Source organism: Pseudomonas peli, assembly GCF_900099645.1.
GTDB lineage: Bacteria > Pseudomonadota > Gammaproteobacteria > Pseudomonadales > Pseudomonadaceae > Aquipseudomonas > Aquipseudomonas peli.
This window is the reverse complement of the sequence record NZ_FMTL01000002.1, coordinates 76,376-97,059: the sequence shown is the minus strand read 5'-3', so window position 1 is coordinate 97,059 and position 20,684 is coordinate 76,376. Positions and strand designations below refer to the sequence as shown.

Below are 20,684 nucleotides of genomic sequence, written 5' to 3'. Positions count from 1 at the left end.
ACAGCATGATCGAGGTAACCGAGGTTTCCATTGCTTCACTGCGCGCCGCGCTCGAAGCCGGCCAGACCACGGCGGTCGAACTGGTGCAGGCCTACCTCGCCCGCATCGACGCCTACGATGCTGCCGGCACCCCGACTCAGCTCAACGCAGTGGTGGTGCACAACCCCGATGCGCTGAAGGAAGCCCAGGCATCCGATCAACGCCGCGCCCGTGGTGCAACGCTTGGCCCACTCGACGGCATTCCCTACACGGCCAAAGACAGCTACCTGGTCAAGGGCCTGACCGCCGCCTCTGGCAGCCCAGCCTTCAAGGACCTGGTCGCCTATCGCGATGCCTTTACCGTCGAGCGTCTGCGCGCCGCCGGAGCCATCTGCCTGGGCAAAACCAATATGCCGCCTATGGCCAACGGCGGCATGCAGCGTGGCGTCTATGGTCGCGCGGAGAGCCCGTACAACGCCGATTACCTCACCGCGCCCTTCGCTTCCGGCTCATCCAACGGTGCCGGAACCGCCACTGCCGCGAGCTTTGCTGCCTTCGGCTTGGCCGAAGAGACCTGGTCGAGCGGTCGCGGCCCGGCCTCGAACAACGGTCTGTGCGCCTACACGCCATCGCGCGGAGTGATTTCGGTGCGCGGCAACTGGCCGCTGACGCCGACCATGGACGTGGTGGTGCCCTATGCGCGAACCATGGCCGACTTGCTCGAAATACTCGATATCGTGGTCGCCGACGACCCGGACAACCGTGGCGATCTGTGGCGCCTGCAGCCCTGGATATCGATCCCGAAAGCCTCCGAGGTGCGTCCAGCCACCTACGCCGACCTGGCCGCCAAGGCCGATGCCCTGGCTGGCAAACGCTTTGGCGTGCCACGTATGTTTATCAACAAGGATGACGTCGCCGGCACCAGCGAAAACCCCGGCATCGGCGGCCCGACCGGCCAGCGTATCCACACCCGCGCATCAGTGATCGACCTGTGGGAATCCGCACGCAAGGCGCTGGAAGCCGCCGGCGCCGAAGTCATCGAAGTGGACTTCCCGCTGGTCTCCAACTGCGAAGGCGATCGCCCCGGCGCGCCGACCGTGTACAACCGCGGCATCGTCACCCCGGAGTTTTTGCATGACGAGCTGTGGGAACTGAGCGGCTGGGCCTTTGACGACTTTCTACGCGCCAACGGCGACCCCAAGCTAAACAAACTGGCCGACGTCGATGGCCCGCAGATATTCCCCCACGACCCCGGCACCCTGCCCAACCGCGAGGGCGACCTGGCCGCCGGTATGGACGAATACGTCAACATGGCCAAGCGAGGCCTGAAGACCTGGGACCAGATCGAAACCCTGCCCGATGGCCTGCGCGGCCTGGAACACACCCGCAAGCTCGACCTGGAAGACTGGATGGATAACCTTGGCCTCGACGCCGTGCTGTTCCCCACCGTCGCCGATGTCGGCCCGGCGGATGCCGATGTAAACCCCGCGTCTGCGGATATCGCCTGGAGCAACGGTGTGTGGGTAGCCAACGGCAACCTGGCGACCCGTCATCTGGGCGTGCCCACCGTCACCGTGCCGATGGGCGTGATGGCCGATATCGGCATGCCCGTTGGCCTGACCTTCGCTGGTCGCGCCTATGACGACTCGGCTCTGCTGCGCTTTGCCGCTGCGTTCGAGTCCACCGGCTCGAAGCGCTTGGTGCCGCCACGCACACCGCCGCTGTCGCGCGGCTAACGCCGCAGACAACAAAGCCGCTCACATGAGCGGCTTTGAGAGGAATACGCCGGCGTGCCCCTCTACAGTGGTCGGCTGATACAACTTGCAGAATTATTCACACAACCGAAGACACGCATGAGCAGCCCAACCCCGGCGGTAACTCAGCTGCGAGGAAAACGCTGTGGGTCGCGAAATGCCTCAGTCAAGTGATCGAACACCAGGCGTACGCGGCGTGAAACTGGGCCTTGTTGCGGGCGATAAATGAACAGGTCCCAGGGCGGTGGAGCAAGCTCATCCAGCACGGTTATGAGCTTGCCGCTGCGGATTAATGGGTTGGCAAGGTAGGCGGGAATCTGACCAAAACAGGTGCCGGACACAATCGCCTCTAGCTCGGTATCAGCATCGTCGCAAATCAACACGGGTTGCCGGGGAGTGAAACTCTGGCCATCGGCGAACAGCCAAGGCCAGGGCCTGCCATTGCGCTGGTCGATCAACGCGGACAGTGGGCAAGCGTCAAGCGCCTGAATCGAGCGCGGTGAGCCAATCCGCTCGACCAGCTCCGGGCTGGCAACCACATGCATGGGCACGGGTGCCAGTGCCTTCGCAACGTAGCGACGGTCGCGTATCAAGCCGACCCGAATGCCAATGTCGATCTGCGCCTCCACCGAGTCCGTCATCTGGTCTTCCAGCCGCAAGTGGAACTGCAAGTGTGGATGAGCCGCCATCAGCGGCTGCAGAAACGGAATCAGGTAGTGCCGGCCAATAGTTTGCGGCGCGGTAATCCCGATACGGCCTGAAAGCTCAGGTTCACTGCGATGCGAGCGAAACAGTGCATCGAAGTGCTCGAGGGCCAAACGGGCTTCCTGTGCATAGCCTTGGCCAAAGGCGGTGATATGCACCTGACGGGTATTGCGGTGGAAGAGTGGCTCACCCAGCTCGGCTTCCAGCGCCTGAACGGCGCGCGTCACGCTCTGCGGTGAAATACCCAGGCGGCTGGCGGCTGCACGGAAGCTGCCGGACTCGGCAGCGGCGCAGAAGATCCTGACCATCTCCATGCGATTGAGCATGTGTTACCCGCCTTTATTCCAAAATAAGGAATAGCTTAATCCAAACATTTCCATTTATTGAGATTCGCAGTGGCTCTACTGTGCTCGCAAGCCAGGGACATCTCCCGGCGTCGTTCAACCTGTCACGATGAGGTTCAGAGCATGAGCAACAATATTTCCGGAAAAGTAGTCATCATCACTGGCGCCAGCAGCGGTTTGGGCGAGGCCACGGCCCGCCATCTGGCAGAAAAAGGTGCGCGTGTAGTCCTGGCGGCACGCCGCAAGGACAAACTGGATGCGTTGGTTGCAGAGCTGGTAGCCGCTGGTGGCCAAGCGGTGGCCTACCAGACCGATGTCACCTCCCAGGATGACGTCAAGGCGCTGATCCAGGGCGCAATAGACACCTTCGGCCGCCTCGACGTGCTGGTCAACAACGCAGGTCTGATGGCCATCGCCCCGCTGAGCGAAGGGCGGGTGGACGAGTGGGACCGCATGATCGACATCAATATCAAGGGCTTGCTCTACGGGGTAGCAGCCGCACTGCCAGTGTTCCAGCAGCAGAACAGTGGGCATTTCATCAATATTGCCTCGGTCGCGGGCCTGAAGGTCTTCAGCCCGGGTGGTACGGTTTATAGCGGTACCAAGTTCGCGGTCCGGGCCATTTCCGAGGGGCTGCGCCATGAAGTGGGTGGTCGTATTCGGACCACCACCATCGAGCCGGGCGCCGTCGACTCTGAACTCAAGTTCGGCAGCTCCCACCAGGCCAGCCGTGATTTCGTGGTCGACTTCTACCAGCAGGCCATTCCCGCCGACTCAGTGGCACGCGCCATCGCCTTCGCCATCGAGCAGCCTGCCGATGTCGACATCAACGAAATCGTACTGCGCCCAACCGTGCAGGATTTCTAAACCAAGCAAGGCGCCTGCGGGCGCCTCTGCTGGAAAACCAGCAAGCGCAGGAAGACGCGATGGTAAGCAAACGGATGCGCACCAGCATCTGCAAGGGGCATCACGTTGCTACGGCTATTCAGGTAGGCGCTCGATGACGGCCCCTTCCATGCAGCGCTCAGCCCTTCTGAGTCGGTTGGACTTATAGGCCCAATTGCGAAAGCCCCGGATGGTCATCAGGGCGCCGCCCCAATGGCCAGCGGAATTTGCGCTCGGACTCTTGAATGGGTAGGTCGTTGATGCAGGCAAAGCGGTGCGCCATCAGGCCGTTTTCGGCGAATTCCCAGTTCTCATTGCCGTAGGAGCGAAACCAGTTGCCCGAGTCGTCGTGCCACTCGTAGGCATAACGCACGGCGATGCGGTTATCGGTAAACGCCCACAGCTCCTTGATCAAGCGGTACTCCAGCTCCTTGCTCCATTTGCGCTGCAAAAACGCCTGCGCCTCGGCACGGCTGGTGACGAATTCGGCGCGGTTGCGCCATTGGGTGTCCAGGGTATAGGCCATGGCCACTTTGGCCGCATCGCGGCTGTTCCAGCCATCTTCGGCAAGGCGGACTTTTAAGATGGCGGACTCCCGGGTAAAGGGCGGAACCGGTTGACGAATTTCAGCGGTAGACATGGCGCTGGCTCCTGCACGTGGTGAGGGATGGAGTGACAGATGGCATGACGCGTGGTGTCCGTAAGGCGGCAAATAGCCGCTTCAACACACCCATTAGCGCAGCATTCACGTCGTAGCCCGAGTACTCAGAACCAGGCAGCAACTGCGGCAGTAAATAACTCACCTCCCAGTGCCCGGGGGTTTCACTCGATGCGTCGGGCGCGTCGTAACAGTTCACTGTTTCGCGGTTCATGTTGCAGCACCTCGCTAGAGATCAAGCACCAGGGGTTGGATAGCGCCGTCCAGCGCTGCCGGTACGGCGCAGCAGATCAACACGCTGTCGCCCTCTGGCAGTTGAGCCGGTGGATTGGGGTAATGCACGTGGCCGCTGACCAGGCGCGTTTTGCAGGTGCCGCACGAACCACCTCGGCAGCTGAAGTCAGGGCTCAGACCACGGCTCTCGGCCAGCTCCAGCAAGCTGCCATTGCCCGGTACCCAACGTGCCTCTTTCGCCGACGAGGAGAAATAAACCGGCACGGGGGCGCTGGCGGCAGGTAACTGAACCGGTGCAGCAGGCTGTTCAACCGCTAAACGTTGCAGTGTCGAAGGGCCGAATGCCTCGGCATGGATGCGCTCATCCGGGATGTTCAGCGCCCGCAGCCCGTCGTACATGGCCTGTAAAAAGCCGCCGGGGCCGCACAGGTAAAAGTCGTAATCATCCAGCGGCAGCCGTGCCTTGACCTGGGCAAAGTCGAGACGACCGGTTATTTCAAAATCACGCCCCACAACCGCCTCAGTGCCTGGGCTGCTTAATGCGCGGTGGATATGCAGGTGCTCGCTATCGCGCTGTTGCAGCGCCTTGAGTTCGGCCTGGAACGGCAAGTCTTCCGGGGTTCGGGCGCTTTGAAACAGATGCACAGGGCGTTGCCGCTGCTGCTGACTATTCTGCGCAGCCAGCTCGCGGAACATCGAGAGCAAGGGCGTAATGCCCACCCCGGCAGCGATCAATACCACCGGGCGCTCGGTTTTTTCGATCAGGGTAAAGCTACCCATGGGCGGGCGAACTTCCAGCAGATCACCCACCTGCACCTGGCTATGCAGGTGGTGCGAAGCCGGCCCCTGGGCTTTGACGCTGATGCGCACCTGACCGTCAGACGGTGCACTGGAAACGCTGTACGTGCGGATCAGTGGCACCTCAACACTTGGAATGTACAGACGCACCGGCACGTGCTGGCCCGAAGTAAACGCTACCGCCGCGCCATCCAGCGGCTGAATATAAAACGAGCGAATGTCCTGACTTTCCTGCTGCACCTGGGTCACGCGCCACTGTTGCCACTGCCGGCGTTGCTCACTCTGGCGCAGCTTCGCGTCCGCCTCTGCCCAGGTGCCGGTGGCCAGGCTGGTCGGTGCGTAGTCATGAAAGGCCCAGCGCAGCGAGGTTGCCGCCGGGCGTAATACTGCCTGCTCGACATCGAAGGTCCACAGGCGCTCGGCACTTTCAAACGCGCCGATCATTGGGCTATCAAGGATCAGCTCGGTGCGGCCGGTAAGTTGCAGGATGTCGCCGGTGACGAAATCGACAAACAACAGCCCCGCAACCGGATTGGCCTGCAGGTTACCCAGGGTATTGAAGAACAGGTTGCCGGCGTAATCGGGAATGGTCAGCCGGTTGCCTTCGACTTTGACAAAGCCGGCGCGGCCACCGCGGTGCGACACGTCCACCGAGCGATTATTCGCGTCATGGTCGAAGTAGCTGGCGATAAAAAAGGTGTCGGCCGCACGGATCATCGCGGTGGTGCGGTCATTCAGCGCGGTGAAATTCTCGCGCGCGGCGCGCTGCTGCGACAGCACCGATGAGCGGGTATAAGAGCGCGCCTGGATGTACTTGGGGCAGTTGCCGTAGGAGTGCTCGACCGCGACGGCCAAGCCATCAGCAGAAACCTGCTGGATCACCCCGTTGATGCGGTTGCGCCGGCGCGTGTGCAGCTCGATGCCGAGCAAGCCAATCGCCTGATCCGCTTGCAGGCCGCTAGCGGCCGGGTCCTGCGCATCAGGCTGTACGGCCAGGAGCAACTGCTGCGGATCAGGCGAGGTGACGAAGCCTTCCGGCCCCTCCAGCAGGGTCGCCCAGGGCCGCTGCTGCGCATCGACTGCACCGACGACCATAAACGGCAGTTGCTGGTAGAACTCGCGGTGCTGGTCGGGCATGTAATCGCGAATAACCTTCTGCCCAATCACCTCCATGTGTTCGGCGACGCTATAGATGTCCTGAAGCGTTTTTTCCCCGGCATGCCAGGGTGAGCGGCGGTGTTTAGGCAGATGATCCATGCAATGCGCTCCTCAATGAGACTGCCGGGAAACCCGGCAGCCTGCGGCGACTCAGGCGGCTTGTAGACCTGCGGCGGTACGCTGCATCGGCACGAACCCGGGAAGTGCCTCTACCCGCTCCAACCAGGCGCGCACATTCGGGTAGGCCTGCAACGAGACATTGCCTTCCGGGGCATGGGCGATATAGGTGTAGTTGGCGACATCGGCGATGCTTGCGGTTGCGCCTGCCAGGAACAGGCTGTTGGCGAGCTCGCCGTCCATCACCTTGAGCAGGGCATGGGAACGGGCGATCACATCCTCGGCATTCAAGGGTGCACCGAACACAGTGATTAGCCGAGCCGATGCCGGGCCGTAAGCCAGCTGACCCGCTGCCACCGACAGCCAACGCTGAATGCTTGCTGCCGCGAGGGGCTCTTCCGGCAGCCAGGCACCCTTGCCATATTTCTTCGCCAGATAAACCAGAATGGCGTTGGAGTCGCTGAGAATGGTGCCGTTGTCATCGATCACCGGCACTTGGCCAAAGGCGTTGATGGCGAGGAATTCAGGTTTTTTGTGCGCCCCGTTGGCCAGGTCGACAAACACCAGTTCGGTGGGCAGCTTTAACAGTGAGAGCAGCAGCTCAACGCGATGGGCGTGGCCGGACAGTGGGTGGCGATAGAGTTTGATGGCTGGCTGAGACATGGTGCGGCTCCTTGTAGAGGGTCAGATGAATCAGCGCTGCGTCACCCAAGCTGGGCGGCTTTTGCGCTGGTAGGTTCATGCTGCGCCTGCTCGCGGCTAAGCAGAATCGCCATGCAGAGCAATGCATAATTCCGTTTTATAAAAGAATGCGACCACACACAGGCACGGTCGCGGCGCCCTGTCAGTCTAGAAATGCCGGATGAGCCCGCAGCCTTGGCGTGGCGAAGTCGATAAAGGTGCGCACACGCGCCTCGGCCCGGCGGCCGTCGCGGTAGATCAACTGTGCGGGCAAGGCCTGGCTGGCAAAGTCGTTCAACACCGGCTCAAGCAACCCGCTCTGCAATTCATGGTGCGCTTCGTAGCTCATGCAGCGAATCAACCCCAGCCCCAGGGTCGCGGCATGGATGGCGGCGCGCTGAGTGGTGCACGTCAGTACCGGCAAGGGTTTCACCAAGCGTGTGGAGCGTTCGCCATGGAAACGCCATTCGCTTTGCTGGCCGCTGGCGGTGGTCAACACCGTACGGTGCGCTTTGAGGTCCTCAGGCGTTTGCGGGCGTCCCCACTTGGCCAGGTAGGCGGGAGAACCGCAAACAATCGGCCGCACCCTGCCCACCGGCATGGCAAACCCGGACGAGTTCGGTAGATGGCCCACCACCAGGGCAACATCAATATTCTCCTCAAGCAGTTTGGGCACGCCTTCGCAGGCCTGGGTGACCAGCTGCACCTCAGGGAACGCCGTCAGATAATCGAGGGCAATTGGCATCAGTACCTGCTGATCCATCAGCAGCGGTAACGACAAGGTCAACCGACCAGCGGGGCACGCATGCACGCCGGCGGCAGAGCGCTCGGCAACAGCGGTGTGCTCGAGAATCTGCCGACAACTGACGGCAAACTGCTCGCCTGCCGGGCTTAGCTCGACGCCGCGCGGCCCGCGTAACAACAGCTTGTTGTTCAGGCGCGTTTCCAGGGCGGCGATGCTGCGCATAACGGCCGCGGGCGACTGCTCAAGCTGGCGCGCGGCCGCGGCCAGACTACCGGCTTGCACCACGGCGGCGAATACCTGCATCTGCCGATAGCGACTCATGGCTTAAGCACCTTCGCCCCTTTGCAGCGCCGGGTCTTGTAGGAAACGACTGGCACAGAAATCGACAAAGGTGCGCACCTTGGCGGGTACTCGTCCGCCGCCTTGATAGAGCACATGCACCGGCAGTGCTGCTGCTTCAAAGGGCTCCAGAATGATCTCCAGCTCACCCTTGGCGACTAACTCGGCCACCTGATACGACAACACCCGCGTCAGGCCCCAACCCAGGCATGCGGCGTTGATCGCCGACTGATTGGAACTCACCAGCAGACGCGGTTTGGGATGCAGGGTCAGAGAACTGGTGCCCAGGTTGAACTGCCAATCGGTGAGCAGGCTGCTGGCCGAGGACATCACGATGGGCGCGGCCAGTACCTCATTGGGTTCCTGCGGTCGACCAAAGCGTTCGAGAAAGGCCGGCGCTGCGCAGATAACCGGGCGGATGTGCCCGACCTTGATGGCCTGCAGGCCGGTTTCCGGCAACTGACCGATGCGGATAGCGACGTCGACGCCCTCCTCCACCATGTTCACCAGACGATCCACCAGCAGCGCATTGATCGTCACCTGCGGGTGCGCCGACAGGTACTCGGTAATCAGCGGGATCAGGTACAGCTCACCGAACATCACCGGCGCCGTCACGGTCAGGTTGCCCCGTGCCCGAATGCTGCTGCCGGTGGCCAACTCTTCGGCCTCCTCCAGCTCCAGCAGGATGCGCTTGCAGTCCTCCACATAACGCCGCCCCGCTTCGGTCAGGCGCAGGCTTCGCGTGCTGCGCGCCAGCAACAGCGTGCCCAGGCGCTTCTCCAAACCGGCAATCACCCGGGTCACGCTGGGTGGCGACATCCCAACCAGCCGGGCTCCGCCGGCAAAGCTTTCTGCTTCGGCAACGGCCAGCAGCACCTTCATTTCCTGAAACCTGTCCACGCTAACCGCCCAACGTTGAGACTGACCTAAAGAATGGCCTAGCAGGCCCTAGCGTAGCGCTTGCGTGCCGCGGCCGACCACCACGCGGTGGCAGACAACGGGTGGATCATCCGCGTTGGTCTTTGCTCGGCAGATGACCTCGAGCCAACGCAGTGAATGCCTTGAGCGCGGCGGAGGGGTTGCGCCGGTTCGGGTAGTACAGGCATAGGTTGTCGCGGGGCGGCGTCCACGCCTCTAGCACCCGCTCGAATTGCCCGGCGTCGAGTTCGGCCTGCACATCCTGCTGCATAAAAAAACCGAGCCCCACGCCTTCCTGCACCACCGCCTTGGCGACACTCGGCTCGTCCAGGGTGAGTTGGCCAGTCACATCCAGCCGGGTCACTTCCCCCGCACGCTCGAAATGCCAGGGGTAAATCGCCCCATTGGGTAGGCGGATGCGGATGCACTGATGTTTGAGCAGATCCGCCGGATTATGCGGACGACCGTGCTGGGCGAAGTAGGCGGGCGAGCCGACCACCGCGTAGCGTTGCGGCGGGCCGATTGGAATCACGATCATGTCGCTGGGCACAAGACTCTCTGCTCGCACGCCGAGATCGAAACCATCCGCGACGATGTCCACCAGGCGGCCTTCGGTCACCAGGTCCATATGCACCTTCGGGTAACGCTGTAGAAACTCCAGCACCAGCGGCAGCAACGCGGCGCGGGCGGCACTGGCGAAGGCATTGATGCGCAACACACCCGACGGCCCGGCATTGTGCGAACGCACCGCTTCCAGCGCCGCACGCACTTCCTGCAGAGCCGGGCCGACTTGCTCCAGGTACATCGCCCCCGCCTCGGTCAGCGACACGCTGCGGGTGGTGCGATTGAACAGCCGCGTTTCGAGGCTCGCCTCCAACTTGGCAATGGTGTTGCTCAATGCCGTGGTCGACACATCCAGGTCGATGGCTGCCTGGCGAAAGGACGCCCGCCGTGCCACGGCTAGCACAGCTTCCAGCTCATTGAGACCAAGGCGTGAATCTGCCATGTAATTGTCCTGATATTCGGGATAGGTCGTTAACATCTATCCCAGTTGAGCAAACTATCAAGCGAGCGGCAAGATCACAGTCGTAAACCCCAACCCACTGTGAGAGGAGATCAGGCCATGAACCTGCACCTGCCTGACGCCGTACAGACCTACTTTGCTGTCAGCAATGGCGCCGACATCTCGCGCCTTGGCGCCTGCTTCTGCGCGCACGCCAGCGTGACCGACGAAAACCGCACGCACCAGGGCATTGCCGCCATCGCAGCCTGGCAACAGGAAGCCCGCCGGGCCTTCACCTACAGTGTCGAACCGCAGACAACGACGCAGAGTGACGATTCGCTGAGCGTCACGGCGCGGCTGGTCGGCAACTTCCCTGGCAGCCCGGTGATGCTGAATCATGTGTTCCGGCTTGAGGACGGCCAGATCCGCTCACTGGAGATAGCCCCATGAACCTCGACCTGAGCGGCAAACGCGTGCTGGTCACCGGCGGCACCAAAGGCGTCGGCCGCGCGCTGGTCGAGCTGTTGCTTGCCGAGGGCGCACAGGTGCTGACATGCGCTCGGCAGGCCAGCAGCGACCTACCTGCGGAGCAATTCGTTCAGGCCGACCTCACGAACCCGGCAGACTGCGAAACCCTGGTGGCCGCAGCGCAGCAACGGCTGGGCGATGTGGACATCATCGTCCACGTCCTGGGCGGTTCATCGGCACCCAGTGGCGGCTTTGCGGTATTGGACGACGCGCAGTGGCAACGCGAACTCGACCTTAACCTGCTGCCGGCCGTGCGCCTTGATCGCGCCCTGCTCCCTGCAATGCTAAAGCGCCAGAGCGGGGTGATCATCCATGTGACCTCAATTCAGAACCGCTTGCCCTTGCCCGAAGCCACCACGGCTTACGCTGCCGCCAAGGCGGCGCTGTCGACCTACAGCAAAAGCCTGTCGAAAGAAGTCTCGCCGCAAGGCGTGCGGGTGGTGCGGGTGTCGCCGGGTTGGATCGAGACCGAAGCGTCGGTGGCCTTGGCCGAGCGATTGGCGCAGGAGGCCGGCACCGATTACGCGGGCGGCAAACGCATCATCATGGATGCCCTTGGCGGCATTCCGCTCGGCCGCCCGGCCAAGCCTGCAGAGGTGGCGGAGCTGATTGCCTTCCTGGCCTCACCTCGTGCGGCATCGATCACCGGAAGCGAGTTTGTGATTGATGGCGGAACCGTGCCAACTGCCTAGCGGTTGTACTCAGAACGGGCGCTGCTGCGCGCGTTCTTTTGCTGCAGGATCAGCGAGGCTTCGTTGTAGGCATGCTGAAACGCGTCACTGCCGATCCAGCCCACCGCAGCGTCCTCGTCTTCATCGTGGAACATCCCGCGATAGACGATCAGCAGGCCCATCATAAAGTCGGTCGCGGCCTCCTCCGCCTCTTCTGCGACCACCAGCTCCAGTACCGGGTATTGCAGAAACACCAGGCACATCGCCAGCAGGCTGATGCCTTCAGCCATCTTCATCGCCTGGAACAGGTCATCGAAGTGCGCGGGGTCGAAGCCGTTTTCCTCGATATCATTGAAATCGAAGGTACTCAGGTCGATGTCAACATCATCGAACGGCTCGTTGATCAGCGGGTTGGCCAACACCGGGTGAATCACATTGGCCTTGGGCTTGCCCATACGATTCTGCTTGGCCTTGGTTTTAGCCCGTTGGGCGCGTTTTTGCTGTTTGTCTGGGGAAGCCATATTGGCGAGTTCCTTGTCCGGTGCAGCCATGTTCATGGCACTGGGATGATGCTGGGCAAATTGTATTCAGTGTTGGCCGCATGCGGCTGCAAAGGGACAATTTCTTTGTCACGGCGCGCTGCGGCGTTAATCCGGCTTACGCCAGCAACGCCATAATCCACTGCGTCTGCTGAGTGAGTTGCTGCACTTTCGCCTCAGGCACCGTCTGCCGCGCCTGGGCAAAGTCAGCCAGGGTCTGCTGCTTCAGGCGCAGCAGGCGCTGCCACTTGGCCAGGAACGCCGGGCTGCGCGCCTGCATTTGCAGCGGGCCAAAGTACAGCTCCTCGGCGCTGTAAGTCACCGGGCCAGAGCGCTCGGCCACGATGATTTCGTAGGCAAAGCGGTTCTCCCGCAGCACTTCCTCACAGAGGATGCGGTAGCCATTGTCCATCAGCCATTGGCGCAGCGGCTGCTCGCCGCCGTTAGGTTGCAGGATCAACCGCTCCTGGCCCGTCAGACGAGCTTTACCGCTGTCGAGGATGTCGCGAATCCGCTCACCGCCCATCCCGCAGATGCTGATCGCCGTGATGGCATCGCCCGCCTCAATCGCCGCCAAACCATCGGCCAAGCGCACGCTGATCTGTTGGGCAAAGTCATTCTCACGCACGCTGCGCTCGGCCGTATAAAACGGCGTCACGGCCACCTCCCCCGCCACCGCAGCCTTGATAACCCCACGGCGCATCAAGGCCACCGGGAGATAGGCGTGATCCGAGCCAATATCCGCCAACCGCGCCCCAGCGGGCACATGCGCTGCCACGCGTTCCAGGCGCATGGATAGTGTCTGCTCGTTCAACTCCAGCCTCTTCTCAACATCGCCACCCGGCCATTGGGCCGAATCGGTGCGCGATTTTGTCGAGCCACAGCGTGCATGGCAACTTTCGGCGACCAGCGCTCAGCGAGCCACGGCTAAAGCACCTCACTGATAGACGGTCTTAACCCCACAGGGCGGTGCACAGCAGGCGCTTCGATAGCCAGTTTCAGCTGCTGCGCAGGGCTTTAGCCATGGCCTGGTCAACATGCCGACGCCACTCCCGGTCGCGCCTGTCGCTATCGTGCAGTTCACGTTCGATGGCGCTCTCCAGCGCGGCCTGACATTGGCGAAAGCCGTCATCCCAACCTTGTGCGTAGAGGGGTTGCTGCAGGTAGCGTGGAACATCTTTGCGGAAGTCGGACAATGCCCCAGCCGCTTGCCGACCGCTGCTGCAACCGGCTTCAAACCCATCAACAAATGGGGCTGGATACCCTTCGGCGATCATGGCCTCGCGCGTGCTCTGGCAGCCACTTAACAGGCAGATGAGCACACTGACAGTCAGCATGCTTACGCCATGCCGGTATACGAAGCGGACAGTACTGCCAGGGTTGCCGCTCATAAGGTATCGCTCCGCCAGGGATGGACGGGGAGTTGCGCTGGCGATGCGTCACAGACCGCACTCGGCCGATACAGCAGCCAGCGGTAAAAGAGCGTGCAGATCAGCCAGTCGAAGAGCAGGGTCCACAGGTTGTGCGAAACGAAATGCGCGCCCTGCATCACCCGCCCAATAGAAAAAATCGTACCCAGGCCCAATGCCAGCGTCAGTGCGACCCGGGCGCATCGCGGGTAGCGATCACGCAGGGCAAAGAACAGCGCAATCAGCGAGAAACCGGCAGACGCATGGCCACCCGGCCAGCAACGCCCAGGGTGGTCTGTAACGGCCCGCTCACCCAGTAGCGGGCTGAACGCCTCTTCGCCACCGAACTCGGTCAAGCTCCAGGGGCATTGCATCGCGGTCAGCTTTTTCAGCGGTGTGACAATGCTGGTCGATACCGCCAGAGACAGCACCAGATAGCCGAGCGGCAGGCTCCATGCCCGCCATTGCTTAACCACCAAGCTCAGTAACAAGCCGCTAATCGACAGAACGCCCAGAATGATCACGCCCTGTTTGGCGCGATCATGCAGGATGTCTTCCAGCCAGAAATTATGCCGACCGACAAACCCAGCCCCGGCTCATAAAACCGATGCGCCAGTGCGAAGTCCACGCCACTGGGGTCCAGCAGTAGGAGCAGCGCCATCAGCACCAAGGGAATGCCCAGCGCAAGGCGAAAATCAAAGTAGCGATTGGTATGGGCCGTGCGTACGACTGCCATCACTGCACTCCAGTCAATGCACTGCCGAGGCAGTGCGGGGATTAGCGGTTGCTGAGCTGTGCTTCAGGCAGGGCTGAGGGTTGCCACGCCATCAAGCGTTTTTGAAACGCGTGGCTGGCGCCCTGGTAGTAGGCGATATCCCGGCGCAGCAAACTGTCGCGGACCGTACTTGAAGACTCGTGGCTCAACCCAAGCGCGTCGTCATGCCTGCGCATACTCCGGCGCGGGCTGAGAATGGCGAGGTCGTGACCGTCGAACAGCCCCAGGTGCTGGTAGTTACCAATCAGCGCCCGCCCAGGGGCGCGATCTTTACGCAATACGTTGCGGCCAAAAAAGGTTGAGCTGTAATCGATGTTGAGCAATCCCAGCAGGGTGGGTGCCAGGTCTATCTGGCTCGCCACTTCAGTGAATGCCTGGGGTTGGATCAGGGCTGGGGCGTAGATAAACAACGGGATGTGGTAGTTCGCCACCGGCAGGTCTTCCTGGCCTGCACTGCCCGCCGTGTGATCAGCCACAAAGACGAAGACCGTCTGGTTGAACCAGGGTTTAGCTCTGGCCTGCTGCAAGAACTGGCCGATCGCGTAGTCGGTGTACTTCACCGCGCCTTCACGACCCTCGCCAGACGGGATGTCGATGCGCCCATCGGGATAGGTATAAGGCCGGTGGTTGGAGGTGGTCATCAGTTGCAGGAAGAAAGGTTTGCCCTGGGCATGATCCGCGTCGGCGACCTTGAGGGTTTGCTGGTAAAGATCCTCATCGGACATGCCCCAGGCGTTCTTGAAGGTCATATCGCCTTCCGCCACGCTGCTCTGGTCGACAACGCGGTAGCCATTGCCGCTGAAGAAGGCATTCATGTTGTCGAAGTAGCCGCGCCCGCCGTAGATAAATACGCTGTCATAACCAAGGGCATTGAACTGCTGACCCAGGCTGCCATAACCGGATTCACGGCCAATACGCTTGACGATTGAACGGCCAGGCGTAGGCGGTATGGACAAGGTAATCGCTTCCAATCCGCGGTCGGTACGTGTGCCCGTGGCGTAGAAGTTACTGAAGCTCAGGCTCTGCTGACGCAGGGCATCCAGATTGGGCGTCAGGCCTCGCGCATCGCCGAAGCTGCCCAGGTATTTGGCACTGAGGCTTTCGATGGTGACCAGCACCACGTTCATCACCTGTGGCTGACCGGGGTTGTCGATCAACCGGCGAATGTCCTGAGGGTCGTGACCGATAAAGCGGGCATTGGCTTCGCTCACCTCCTCGCGCAACAGGCTGGCCACTTCCGGCGCCGGCAACGTTGCATAGAACTGCGGGTAGTCCAGTTCGTTATTACGAAAAGCCGCGAAGAACTGAAACGGCCCGTTGCTGGCCAGCTCCCGCTGATAGGTATTACCACCCAGGCCACGCGGGCTGTCCTGACCAACCGACAGACCATCCAACCCGACCAGCACGCACAGCGCTACCAGGGCTGCACAGGCACGGCCGCGGGGCATGAGTGGTGCCTGAAGCGCGGCTTCCACCGGCCGATACAATGCAACGCTGACCCCCATGGCGATCACCGCGAGCAACGCAATCAGCGGATAGATCGGGTACGACTCGAGGATGTTGTTGATCACCTCTTCCGAGTAAACCAAGTAGTCCACGGCGATAAAGTTGAACCGCACGCCGAACTCATCCCAAAACAGCCATTCGGCAACCGCCGTAAACAGCATCGCAAACACGCTGACGCCGACCAGGCCAAGCAGCAGGCGTTGATGCCAGCGCCGACACCATAGTCGGGCCGGACACACCAGCAGGTACAGCGCCAGGGGCAACGTGGCATACAGCAAAAAGCTCAGGTCGTAGACCAGGCCAACCCCGTAGACACCGACCCATTGCAGCAGGCTGACATCCGCAGCGGCCAGGTGACTGAGCAGCAGTAGACTGCGCGTCAGGACGAACACCGACAGCCAGGCCAGCACGATGATGGACAGGTAGCGCAGTTGGGCGTAATGAAGCTGAGGCATCGTATGATCCTTGCTGGATGAACGAGCCGCAGTCTGTGGCGAGGCCTGTGAGCCAGGCGTCAACGGGGTGTGAAGAAAGTGTCAAAACCAGAGAAAGAGTTCTATCTGTGCGCATCCTAGTGATCGAAGATAACCGCGACATCCTCGCCAACGTGCTCGACTACCTGCAGCTCAAGGGGTTCAGCGTTGACTGTGCACAAGACGGCCTGAGCGGTTTGCACCTGGCCAGTACCGGACACTATGACCTGATCGTGCTGGACATCATGCTGCCAGGCATTGACGGCTATCAGGTGTGCAAACGGCTGCGCGAGGACGGCCGCAATGAGGTACCGATCCTGATGCTCACCGCTCGCGACGCCCTGGATGATCGGCTACAAGGTTTGCAGGCCGGGGCTGACGATTACCTGATCAAACCGTTTGCGCTGTCTGAGCTGGTGGCGCGGATTGAGGCGATCCTGAGGCGCAGCCAGGGCAGCCGCAAGCGCCAGTTGAAAGTCGCCGACCTTGTCTATGACCTCGACACCCTGCATGTCAGCCGGGCGGGGCAACCGCTCAAACTCAACCCCCTGGGCCTCAAGTTACTGGCCGTACTGATGCAGAAAAGTCCCGCAGTGGTTCGTCGCGAAGCCTTGGAGGATGCACTGTGGGGCGATGATTGCCCGGATAGCGACAGCCTGCGCAGCCACATTCATCAGCTGCGCCAGGTCCTCGATAAACCGTTCGCGTGCCCATTGCTACACACCCTGCATGGCGTCGGTTATCGACTGGCGGAGCAGACCGATGGTGTCTAAACAGCCTTTTTCCAGGCGCATTCTGATTGCCTTCGTGCTGATGACCACCTTGGTCAGCGGCCTGTTTTCGCTGAGCATCGTGGCCGTGGTGCACTTCATTGAAGAGAACCTGGTTTCCGAGGAGTTGAACCGAGAACTGGGCAAGGTGCTTGAGGAAGATATTCAGCATGGGCGCCCGCCCAGGCTCGACTCCATGACCCAGTTTTTCAGCTCCGAACAGCCGCAGTACCCGATACCCGCGCGGTTCGCCGATTTGCCGGCCGGCTTTACCGAAGTGGTTGATGGCACCGAAGCGTTCTACGTCTTCAGCCGCAAAATGAATGGCCAGACCCATCTCCTGGCGCAGGAACAGCACGAATTCGAAGCCCATGAGCAAGCCCTGTTCGACGTCGTGTTAGCGGGTTTTCTTCTCACCGTGGTCGGTGCTTGGGGGCTTGGGTTGATCATGGCTCGAAAGGTCATGGCCCCGGTGAGTCGGCTGGCACAGCAGGTTCGCCACCGCGACCAGCTGCATGTGCTGGCGCCACCACTTGCCCCCGAATACCCCGACGATGAAGTGGGTCAACTGGCGGCGGCCTTCGACAGCACCCTGGGCCAGGTGCGCCAATCGCTGGAGCGCGAGCGGCTGTTCACCAGTGATGTCAGCCACGAACTGCGCACCCCCTTGATGATCATTGCCACCTCCTGCGAATTATTGGCCGAAGGCCATTTGCCGCCGCGTGAGCGCGAGCAGATTGAGCGCATCAGCCGGGCCAGTGAAGAAATGCGCGACCTGGTGCAGACCTTCCTGCAACTGGCGCGCGATAAAGCCAACGCCAGTGCCTTTGTGGCGAACAGCAGCCTGGCAGATGTGGCGACGGAACAAGCCAATCGCTGGGGACCGCTGCTCACTGAAAAGGGCCTGGACTTTCAATGCCGCCAGGAGGGGCCGGATGCGGGCCTCTACAACCCGGTTTTGCTCAATACAGTCATGGCTAACCTGCTGCGCAATGCCCTGCATTACACCGAGCGAGGCTTTGTGCACCTGGTGCTGACCACCGGCGGTTTTCGCGTGGAAGACAGCGGCATGGGCATTGCCCCGGAGCAACATGAGCAGATTTTTCAGCCTTTTGTACGGGGCGCTGAGGCGCGCGGGGAAGGGCTTGGCCTGGGCCTCTCACTGGTTAAACGGATCTGCAGCAAACAGGGCTGGATGATCTCGGTACGCAACCTGGAGGAAGGCGGCAGCTGTTTTACGGTGGCATTCAATACGGACGCCTAACCCCGATCATCGGGCGCACGCCAGCTTCGTGCGCCTTAGGGCATCAGCCAACAGCGGGGCAGCGGAATTGGCTGAGCACGTGCGGGAACGGCCTTATCAAGCAGCCATCAGGCCTAATGCGCCGATGCAGACAAATACGGCAATCACGGGGATCAGTACCGTCACCACAAAGATGTCCTTGTAAGCCTGTTTATGGTTCAGCCCCATGATCATCAACATGGCAATCACCGCGCCGCAATGTGGCAGCGAGTCCAGGCCGCCAGCGGCAATGGTGGCGATACGGTGCAGCACCTCAGGCTCCACGCCCATTTCCAGATACTTGGGGGCCAGGGTTTGCATAAAGATCTGCAGGCCGCCGGAAGACGAGCCGACAATGCCTGACACCACGCTGACCGAGGCGAAAATGGACAGCAGCGGCGGCATGTCCACCGACAGTACCCAGTTAACGAACTGACCGAAGCCCGCGGTCTGGGTGACCACGCCACCAAAGCCGATCACTGCTGCAGTATTGAGCAGCGGCATGATGGAGTCATCGGCGCCCTGCCCCAGCATCGCCACGGTATTACGCCGTAGCGCCGGGAACAGCAGAATGGCCGTCAGCGTGGCAATTGTCAGGGCCAGGCTCGGCCAGATAATGGGCTGGCGCTGACTGAAGTTCAGCAATTGGCCGAGCATGCCCTCACCCGCCGTCACCCCGCCGCTGAGCAACAGCAAACGTGGCAACATGATGACGCCCAGCACCACGAGAATCGGCAGCAAAGCCATGCCCCAATGCGGGCCTGTACCGGGCTCCCCTGCCAACTGCTGCATGCGCAAATCCTGAGCATTGCTCTCAAAGCCCTCGCCCCGGGCACGGGCCATACGCCACTCGCGCTGCACATAGGCCATACCCAGGATGATCATCACTGCGCTGGCCAGCAGGCCAAGCCAGGCACCGGCGAACAGATCGGTGCCCAGGGCGCTGGAGGCGATCACGTTGTGGATCGAGGGCGAACCCGGCAATGCGGTCATGGTGAATGTGCCAGAACCCAAAGCCGTCGCCGCGCAGAACAGCCGTTTGGGCAAGTTGGCCTCGCGCATCAAGGTAATGCCCAGTGGGTACATGGTGAAAATCACCACGAACACCACCACACCGCCATAGGTCAGCAGAGCACAGACCACCATACTTACCCATAGGGTGCGTTGAATTCCCAGGCTCCGGGTAATCGCTTGAGCAATGCTGCTGGCCGCTTGGCTGGCGGCCATGACTTTGCCGAAGATCGCGCCACAAAGAAAAAGTACAAAGAACTTGCCGGCGAAAGTGAACGCCCCTAACGGCCCGAAGGGAAAATATTCGAGCAAAGCCTTGGGGGCTTCCAGCTCGTTGGTTAACGCCACCACCAACGAACACAGCAGCGCGGCAATTAAAATATTGACACCGCGCAACGCCATCCAGATGAGCAACGCAAGCCCAACAAACAGCCCTAAATCTCCCAACATAACTGCGCTCCTTGTTATTTATTGTTGTCTTGCCACAGCATCACACAGGCGGCGGAGCAAGTAACAGTGCCGTTAAATCAATAGCGATAGCGCTGCCTATTTTTCAGCAGGTCACGTTTACGGCTGTATATAGCGCTGCACAATCCGCTCATAACGGCCATCCGCTACCAATTCGCGCAGCGCATCGGCATAGGCCTGGACAAAATCAGGCTCGATTGAGCGCTTGCTGAATGCAATCTCGGCGGCATCGCTGGACACCACCACAGCCGTGGGCTTGATCCGCTCGCTGAGGCCCAGTTGCTGGATTTCGTAGGCACCGGTGTTTTCGTCGGCAATCACACCATCAATACGGCCCTTGCCGACCATGCGCCAGAGGTTGTTGCGGTTGGCCACCTGCACCACCCGCGCGGCAAACGCCGGATCATCCATCAGTTGTGCGTAGTCTGCGCCGTAGACCACGTTGATCTGTGCGCCCAGGCGGAATTCGCTGTGCTGCAGCTCCAGCAGCTGAGTGATGGGCCAGCGCTGCAGTGCTGGGGCATGCATAAACAGAATATTGCGCGAGGGCGGCAGCACCGGGCCGGAGAAATGCGCATAGACCTCACGCTCTGGCCGGCGAAAGGCGCCGGGCAGAATATCCAGACGGCCTAGTTCCAGCTCCTTGAGCGCCCGCGCCCAGGGCAGTTTGCGCAGTTTGATCTGGCAGCCCAAACGGGCCAGCGCCGCACGATTGATTTCAACGTCGATGCCAACCACCGCGCCATCCACCGTTTGCATGCTGAACGGCGGGTCATCGTCCCAGCGCAGCGTCTTCTCACAGGTGGCTGCCGCCAGACCCGGCCAACAGGCCAGCAGCAACAGGGCAAACAACAAGCGGAGGCGCAGCAAGGACGAGCGGCGTACATCGACTGCAATCAAGATCATCACTCACGCGGGCACGACGGGATGTGGC

Annotated in this window: 19 protein-coding genes and 1 pseudogene; 6 read left to right on the top strand and 14 right to left on the bottom strand. The window is 61.3% G+C overall.

Annotation, left to right across the window (positions count from 1 at the left end):
* Window positions 1-5 precede the first annotated feature (5 nt).
* Window positions 6-1,715 (top strand): amidase, encoded by a 1,710-nt coding sequence (locus tag BLO50_RS09125; RefSeq protein ID WP_090251587.1) that lies wholly within the window; start codon window positions 6-8, stop codon window positions 1,713-1,715.
* Between the two features lie 143 nt (window positions 1,716-1,858).
* On the opposite strand, the gene BLO50_RS09120 is transcribed toward BLO50_RS09125, so the two are convergent.
* Window positions 1,859-2,764, bottom strand: coding sequence for a LysR family transcriptional regulator (locus BLO50_RS09120; RefSeq protein ID WP_090251585.1), 906 nt, complete (start codon window positions 2,762-2,764; stop codon window positions 1,859-1,861).
* A gap of 141 nt (window positions 2,765-2,905) precedes the next feature.
* On the opposite strand from BLO50_RS09120, the gene BLO50_RS09115 reads away from it, so the two are divergent.
* Entirely contained in the window at window positions 2,906-3,649 is a 744-nt protein-coding gene (locus BLO50_RS09115) for an SDR family oxidoreductase (protein WP_090251583.1), read from the top strand.
* Between the two features lie 181 nt (window positions 3,650-3,830).
* On the opposite strand, the gene BLO50_RS09110 is transcribed toward BLO50_RS09115, so the two are convergent.
* The 6 genes from BLO50_RS09110 to BLO50_RS09085 form a co-directional block, all read right to left on the bottom strand.
* Complete coding sequence (locus tag BLO50_RS09110) at window positions 3,831-4,307, bottom strand: nuclear transport factor 2 family protein (protein ID WP_090251581.1); 477 nt, start codon at window positions 4,305-4,307, stop codon at window positions 3,831-3,833.
* A gap of 246 nt (window positions 4,308-4,553) precedes the next feature.
* A complete protein-coding gene (locus tag BLO50_RS09105; protein ID WP_090251578.1) occupies window positions 4,554-6,614 on the bottom strand; it encodes a pyridoxamine 5'-phosphate oxidase family protein in 2,061 nt (686 codons plus the stop codon).
* Between the two features lie 51 nt (window positions 6,615-6,665).
* Window positions 6,666-7,295, bottom strand: a complete 630-nt coding sequence (locus BLO50_RS09100; protein WP_090251576.1) for a glutathione S-transferase — start codon at window positions 7,293-7,295, stop codon at window positions 6,666-6,668.
* A gap of 181 nt (window positions 7,296-7,476) precedes the next feature.
* Window positions 7,477-8,379 carry a LysR family transcriptional regulator gene (locus BLO50_RS09095; protein ID WP_090251573.1) on the bottom strand — a complete coding sequence of 301 codons (903 nt, stop codon included), beginning with the start codon at window positions 8,377-8,379 and terminating at the stop codon, window positions 7,477-7,479.
* A 3-nt stretch (window positions 8,380-8,382) separates the two neighbouring features.
* Entirely contained in the window at window positions 8,383-9,279 is an 897-nt protein-coding gene (locus BLO50_RS09090; RefSeq protein ID WP_169852837.1) for a LysR family transcriptional regulator, read from the bottom strand.
* Between the two features lie 124 nt (window positions 9,280-9,403).
* Window positions 9,404-10,321, bottom strand: coding sequence for a LysR family transcriptional regulator (locus BLO50_RS09085; protein WP_090251566.1), 918 nt, complete (start codon window positions 10,319-10,321; stop codon window positions 9,404-9,406).
* Between the two features lie 117 nt (window positions 10,322-10,438).
* Here BLO50_RS09085 and BLO50_RS09080 point away from each other — a divergent pair, with 117 nt between their 5' ends.
* Both BLO50_RS09080 and BLO50_RS09075 read left to right on the top strand, forming a co-directional pair.
* On the top strand, window positions 10,439-10,768 hold the full coding sequence (locus tag BLO50_RS09080) for a nuclear transport factor 2 family protein (RefSeq protein WP_090251563.1): 330 nt from the start codon (window positions 10,439-10,441) through the stop codon (window positions 10,766-10,768).
* Window positions 10,765-11,538 carry an SDR family oxidoreductase gene (locus BLO50_RS09075; RefSeq protein WP_090251561.1) on the top strand — a complete coding sequence of 258 codons (774 nt, stop codon included), beginning with the start codon at window positions 10,765-10,767 and terminating at the stop codon, window positions 11,536-11,538. The genes BLO50_RS09080 and BLO50_RS09075 overlap by 4 nt, the downstream gene beginning before the upstream one ends.
* Here the strand turns inward: BLO50_RS09075 and BLO50_RS09070 are convergent.
* The 5 genes and pseudogenes from BLO50_RS09070 to BLO50_RS09050 form a co-directional block, all read right to left on the bottom strand.
* Window positions 11,535-12,038 carry a hypothetical protein gene (locus tag BLO50_RS09070; protein ID WP_090254033.1) on the bottom strand — a complete coding sequence of 168 codons (504 nt, stop codon included), beginning with the start codon at window positions 12,036-12,038 and terminating at the stop codon, window positions 11,535-11,537. The genes BLO50_RS09075 and BLO50_RS09070 overlap by 4 nt on opposite strands.
* Before the next feature lie 136 nt (window positions 12,039-12,174).
* Window positions 12,175-12,870, bottom strand: coding sequence for a tRNA (adenine(22)-N(1))-methyltransferase (locus tag BLO50_RS09065; protein WP_279615022.1), 696 nt, complete (start codon window positions 12,868-12,870; stop codon window positions 12,175-12,177).
* A gap of 184 nt (window positions 12,871-13,054) precedes the next feature.
* On the bottom strand, window positions 13,055-13,393 hold the full coding sequence (locus BLO50_RS09060) for a hypothetical protein (protein ID WP_090254032.1): 339 nt from the start codon (window positions 13,391-13,393) through the stop codon (window positions 13,055-13,057).
* Window positions 13,394-13,443: 50 nt separating this feature from the next.
* Window positions 13,444-14,201, bottom strand: a pseudogene (locus tag BLO50_RS09055) (phosphatase PAP2 family protein).
* A gap of 41 nt (window positions 14,202-14,242) precedes the next feature.
* Window positions 14,243-16,201, bottom strand: coding sequence for an LTA synthase family protein (locus tag BLO50_RS09050; protein ID WP_090251556.1), 1,959 nt, complete (start codon window positions 16,199-16,201; stop codon window positions 14,243-14,245).
* A 107-nt stretch (window positions 16,202-16,308) separates the two neighbouring features.
* Here BLO50_RS09050 and BLO50_RS09045 point away from each other — a divergent pair, with 107 nt between their 5' ends.
* Together BLO50_RS09045 and BLO50_RS09040 are read left to right on the top strand one after the other, a co-directional pair.
* Window positions 16,309-16,992 (top strand): response regulator transcription factor, encoded by a 684-nt coding sequence (locus tag BLO50_RS09045; RefSeq protein WP_090251554.1) that lies wholly within the window; start codon window positions 16,309-16,311, stop codon window positions 16,990-16,992.
* Window positions 16,982-18,253 carry a sensor histidine kinase gene (locus BLO50_RS09040; protein WP_090251551.1) on the top strand — a complete coding sequence of 424 codons (1,272 nt, stop codon included), beginning with the start codon at window positions 16,982-16,984 and terminating at the stop codon, window positions 18,251-18,253. Before BLO50_RS09045 ends, BLO50_RS09040 begins: the two co-directional genes overlap by 11 nt.
* 96 nt (window positions 18,254-18,349) lie before the next feature.
* On the opposite strand, the gene BLO50_RS09035 is transcribed toward BLO50_RS09040, so the two are convergent.
* Together BLO50_RS09035 and BLO50_RS09030 are read right to left on the bottom strand one after the other, a co-directional pair.
* On the bottom strand, window positions 18,350-19,732 hold the full coding sequence (locus tag BLO50_RS09035; RefSeq protein ID WP_090251548.1) for a GntP family permease: 1,383 nt from the start codon (window positions 19,730-19,732) through the stop codon (window positions 18,350-18,352).
* A gap of 117 nt (window positions 19,733-19,849) precedes the next feature.
* The gene (locus BLO50_RS09030; protein WP_090251546.1) at window positions 19,850-20,656 is read right to left on the bottom strand and encodes a substrate-binding periplasmic protein; all 807 of its coding nucleotides are present in this window, start codon (window positions 20,654-20,656) and stop codon (window positions 19,850-19,852) included.
* Between the last annotated feature and the right edge of the window lie 28 nt (window positions 20,657-20,684).